Raw genomic sequence first — 5,182 nt, forward strand, 5'->3', positions numbered from 1 at the left:
ACCGGCACGGGCATCGTGCTCGGGCCGGCGAACCCGGCCGGCATCTTTGTGGACGGGACCCACCCCGGCAGCGGGTCGGCGGACGCCGGGCTCGAGAAGGGGGACATCGTCATCGCCATCGCGGAGGAGGGCAAGCCGTTTACCGACCTGTCCCGGCCCGGCGCCAGCTCGGAACTGCTCCGCGGGCCGCTCAAATCGGTCGCCGTGTTGAAGGTCCTCAAGGGCGGAAAGGCCCCGGCGCGGGAGGTGGAGGTGGTCCGAAGGCAACTCGAGCGGGAGTTCCCGCGGACGGACCCGCTCCTGTCCCTGTACGTCACGCCGGGCGGCGAGTGGATCGCCTGGACCCCCGAGGGTTACTACGCGTGTTCGCCCGGCGGCGAACGGCTCATGGGCTGGCGCGTGGACCGCGAGATCAACGAGTTCGCCGAATACCACCCGGCCGAGCGGTTCCGCGCGTCGTTGTACCGGCCCGACGTCATCATGCTGCTCGCCAAGACCGGGGACGTCGCGAAGGCGGTGGCGCTGGCGAACAAGGAGGCGAACCGGCAGGACGTCGGGGTGATCGCGGCCAAGGACGCGATCCCGCCCCGGGTCCGGATCACCGCTCCCGAGCCGGGCCCCGTCGGGGACGCCGTGAAGGTCAAGGCGTCGGTCGAGTGGGAGCCCGGAAACCGCGTGAAGGAGGTGCGGCTGTTCGTGGACGGCACGCACAAGGAGACCGAAAAAGTCTTCGCCGGGAAGGGCGAGACGAAGACGACCGTGCAGTGGACCGTTTCGGACATCAGCCCCGGCGACCACACGTTCAAAGTCGTCGCGGTCACCGACAAGAGCGACCAGGCGGCCGATCCGGTGCAGGTCACCCGCGCCGGCAAGGCCGCCGGGAACCAGAAACTGTTCGTCCTGAGCGTCGGGGTGGACGACCTCGCTGCGCCGAACAACGGCAAGGCCTACGCCCTGGCCAAGCCGGAAAAGAACGCGGACGACGTGGCCAAGGCGCTGAAAGGGTGCTGCGGGAAGACGTACGCCGTCGTGCCGGTGGTGTTGACGGGGGCGCAGGCGACGCGGCCGAACGTAATCAACGAGATCGGCAAGATTCAGGCCGCCATCACCCGCGACGACATGTTCGTGTTCTACTTCGCGGGGCACGGGCAGGTCCACCGCAACACCTACTACCTGCTGACGCACGACGCCGACCCGAACAAGATCCCCGCCACCGCCCTGTCGGCCGACGAACTCGGGGGGTTGCTGTCCCGCACGAACGGCATCCGCGTGTGCTTCCTGGACTCGTGCAACGCCGGGGAGTTTAAGAAGCTCGGGACGCAAAACCTGACCCGGTCCATCTCCCCGACCGGGAGCGGCGTGTACCTGTGCGGGTCGAGCGCGGCCGGCGAAGAAGCCCACGACGGACTGTTCGCCCAGCACCTGATCGAGGAGCTGCCGCCGAAAGGGCGGGTCCAGCTGGCGAAGCTGCACGCGAACACGCAGGACAAGGTGATGACCGAGTCCGAGGTGAAGCTCCGCCGGAAACAGACGCCGTGGCTTCACTCGCCGGACGGGCGCGACGCCGACGCGGCCGAAGTGATCTTTCGGAAGTAAGAACGCAGGCGTTAACTGAAGAAACCTTCCCGGGGCGCGCTTCTCGCGACCCCGGGCGATGTCGTTTACCCCCTTCGGGACAAAGAAGGGGCTTGATTCGTTGCGTCAACGCTGATGGACTGGCTTCCGACGTTTTCGTGGCGCCGACCCGGAGTTAAGCAGTGAGTGTTGTACCGGACTGGTCCGAATTGCGCCCGCCGAACGGGAGCGACCCGGCGTGGCGGCGCCGCCTCGTCCACCATCTTCGCGAGAACTGGCTGGCTGGCCGGCCGCTGCTCGTGGAAGCGTACCTAGAGGGCGTCCCGGAGCTTCACCGCCGCGACTTCGCCGAGGCCCTCGGCGACTTGATCGCGGCCGAAATCCACATGTGGGCGGTGACCTGCGCCGACCCCGCGCGCTCGCCACCAGTGCAGGACGGCATCTACCGCGCGAGATTCCACGGAATTCAGGGGCTTGAGCCGGTCTTCTCGGACGCGGACGCGGCCCTGAGGTACGACAGCCCCTTGTCGCAGATCGACGAGTTCGGCCGCTACATCCGCCGCCTGGTGCTCGGCAGCGGCGGGATGGGCAGCGTGTACCTGGCGTGGGATGAAGCGGTCCACCGGTACGTAGCCCTGAAAGTGATCCACCCGGGCCGCGGCGCGTCGGCCCCGGGCGAAGGGCCGAGTTTCCGGGAGAGATTCGACCGGGAGGCCAGGGCCGCGGCCGGTTGCGACCATCCGAATCTGATCCGCCTTCTGAACTACGGGGTTGCCGCGCCTTCCGACCAGCCGAACGAAACCGACCCGTACCTCGACCTCGCGTTCCTCCCCGGGCCGTCCCTGGAGATTTACACACGGTCATGGCCGCCGTCGGAACTCCTCCTGCTCGGGCCGGGTTCGCGGACGGGGTCCACCGTCCAGTACCTCAAGACGGGCGTCCCCGCCGGACACCTTCTGCCCGCGCGCCGGTGCGCCGGGATCGTGGCCATCGTGGCCCGGGCCGTCGATTACGTGCACCGCCGGGGCATGATCCACCGCGACCTGAAGCCCTCCAACATCCGGTTCAACCGGTACGGCGAGCCGGTCGTGGTGGATTTCGGGCTCGTGAAACTGCCGCCGGGGAGCGTGGGAGAAGTATCGATCGGGCCCGCCGGGGGAACTTCGCGGTACATGGCGCCAGAGGCGTTCAACAAGGTCGCCACCGAGGCTTCCGACATCTATTCCCTCGGTCTGGTCTTGTACGAACTGCTGACCGGAGTGGTCCCGCTGGTCGGGGGGGGCTCTTACATCGATATATTCAAGGCGAGGGAGACCACTGACGGCGTGTTCGACCGACAGAACGGGCCGGAAATCGCAGAGGGGCTTCGGATCGCCGTCGAAAAGGCCCTTCGGTGGGACCCCAAGGAGCGCTACTGCACTGCGGCCGAATTCGCCGAGGCGCTGGAGGCGTTCGCCGTCCCGGAAGCCGTCCCGAAACCCGTTCCGAAAAACTCCCCGGAAGCCACCCCGCCGGCGCGAGCCCGGCGCTGGCCCGCCGCCGTTCTCTCGGGGTTTTTCGGCATCGGCCTCGGCGGGACGGTCGCCCTGTCCCTCGCCCCCCGGAAGGAAAACGAACTTCACGCCAATCTCCCGCACAAGCCCGGCGCCGACCAGTCGCCGGAGTTGGCGCAGCCGCAGCCGAAGGACCAACCGCAGCCGAGGGAGCCGGCGCGCCTCCCGAACGTCGTCATGCTGGCCAGGCAGCACTTGGAAGCCGTGCCGGCGGCCGCCAGGCCGGACGTGCGGTTTCTCACCCTTCACCACCGGCACAACAACCCGAAGATCACCCCCGAGCAATTGCGCGACGACCACAAAGCAATGCGTGACTTCCTGAACGCCCTGGCCGCTCCCGGACCCGGCGGCACACTCACGCCGGTTCACGGAACCTCGGGCGCGGTCGTGGCGATCCGCCTCCCGGACTACGGTTGGACGCCAGCGGCCTGGGACATGATCACGACGCTCGGCGACTACCCCTACGAAGTCAAATACGCGGGCGGGGAGTTCAGTCGGGCCCTTGTGGCGGCCGACGAAGAGTTGCGGGTCGTCGCCCCGCGGGTTCCGATCATGAGGGCCGACTGGCTCATCAATCGCTTCGTCAACGGCCCGCCGCCAGTCCGGGGCGGGCGGGAAGTGAAATGGCCGGACTCCGTTCATTCCTTGGCGAAGCAATACTTGGCGGAACGACTGGACGCGGACGCCGTCGCCGCGGAAGTAGACCTCGATTCCCCCGCGACCGTCGTTGCGGCGGTCGAGAGTGATGCGTTGGACAAAAAATTGTTCGGAGAGCTCTTGCCGGGCAGACTGGGGGTACCGCGCAAGGATTGGGAATCATCCCCGGCCGAGTACGGCAGCTTCCTGTTCCACCGCGCCGTCCAAGCGATCGGCTCCGGGGTGCCCTGCCGGTTGCCGGCGACGCCCAAACCTGCGCCGCCCTAACCGGCATTGAAACAATGAACGGACCTGCGGAAGAGACGCCGGGAGACGGTTCCGGTCGTCCGGTCAAGGGAGTTCACCCCCCGGCCCCCTTCCCTCTGACGACTCCGCGCGGTCGTATTAGAGAAGGGGGGGGTGAGGTCTCTCAGCCCACGCCCCAATCACATCCCTGGTGGAAATTCGAAAAAAAACTGTTACCTGTCCCGGTCGGCCGCGTTAGTAAGGCGTTCCCAACGACGTTACCCCAAGACGCCCGGAGAGCGCCTCCCATGTCATCCCGCCAATCACTGTGCGTTTTTGCCGCCGTCGGCCTGGCCCTTTTGACCGCCGGGTGCGGGTCGAAAAAAGTCGTCGGGTCGTTGAAGCCCCAGCGCCCGGGGCAGGTCACTTACACCAGCTCCAACAGCGAGCCGGTGATCATGGCGGCCGGCTCGGCCTCGACGACGGGGCACGGGCCGGTCAAGCACTCGTTCGAACGCAAGCCCCACTTTACGTACATCGTGTTTCGCGATGAAAAAGGCGGGCGGGATCACGTCGTCACCATGGAGGCCGCCGGCGAACTGACCGTTTCCCAGGAGGAAGTGGACGTGCAGCCCGAGGAGTCGTTGTTCCGGGTCATTAACGTCAAGCCCAATCAGTCGCCCGTCTCCGTGTCCCTCAAAGTCAAGCCCATTGAGGTTTGCGACCTCGCATCGAACAAAGAAGAGCCGCGAATCATCATCACGTCCGACGGGAAAGTTCGACTAAAGATGCCGTCGATGTGGCACCTGGACGACGTGTTCGGCCTCGACGAAGTGAAGTCGATCACACACACCAAGGGGACAGTCGGGTCGGAAACGATCACGTTCGCGCTGGCCGAAAAAGAATACCCCCTCGACTTCGCGAGCCGGGAAACGGCCGCCCAACTGCACGCCGACCTGGAGCGAGTCGTGAAGCCGATGGCGCCCCACGTTCAGTTTTCAAGCGGGCGCTCCTACTTGGGGGTCGTCATCCTTGTTGGGATTGTTCTGGTCGGCATTCTGGCCGCCGCCGGAAAGGCCTCCAAAGGGTAAACGCCCGCCCCGGCCACGGGCCCCGCGCCGACCGGGCGGCGGCCCGCGAAATCTGAGAAGCCGTCCCCCCGACACACGCTC

At 66.7% G+C, this 5,182-nt stretch carries 3 protein-coding genes; all 3 read left to right on the top strand.

From position 1 onward, the window contains the following. Positions 1-1,596 (top strand): caspase family protein (locus BGIM_RS60395; protein ID WP_157369144.1); only part of this gene is annotated, 1,596 nt, incomplete at its 5' end. Positions 1,597-1,757: 161 nt separating this feature from the next. Beyond that, positions 1,758-4,052 carry a serine/threonine-protein kinase gene (locus BGIM_RS0116440; protein ID WP_029630104.1) on the top strand — a complete coding sequence of 765 codons (2,295 nt, stop codon included), beginning with the start codon at positions 1,758-1,760 and terminating at the stop codon, positions 4,050-4,052. Between the two features lie 266 nt (positions 4,053-4,318). After that, the gene (locus BGIM_RS0116445; RefSeq protein WP_020470835.1) at positions 4,319-5,101 is read left to right on the top strand and encodes a hypothetical protein; all 783 of its coding nucleotides are present in this window, start codon (positions 4,319-4,321) and stop codon (positions 5,099-5,101) included. Positions 5,102-5,182: the final 81 nt, after the last annotated feature.

The sequence above is a fragment of the Zavarzinella formosa DSM 19928 genome (assembly GCF_000255705.1).
Taxonomy (GTDB): domain Bacteria; phylum Planctomycetota; class Planctomycetia; order Gemmatales; family Gemmataceae; genus Zavarzinella; species Zavarzinella formosa.

Coding starts and splice junctions, on each gene's coding strand:
- BGIM_RS0116445 (WP_020470835.1), top strand. CDS start 4,319: ATGTCATCCCGCCAATCACTGTGCGTTTTTGCCGCCGTCGGCCTGGCC.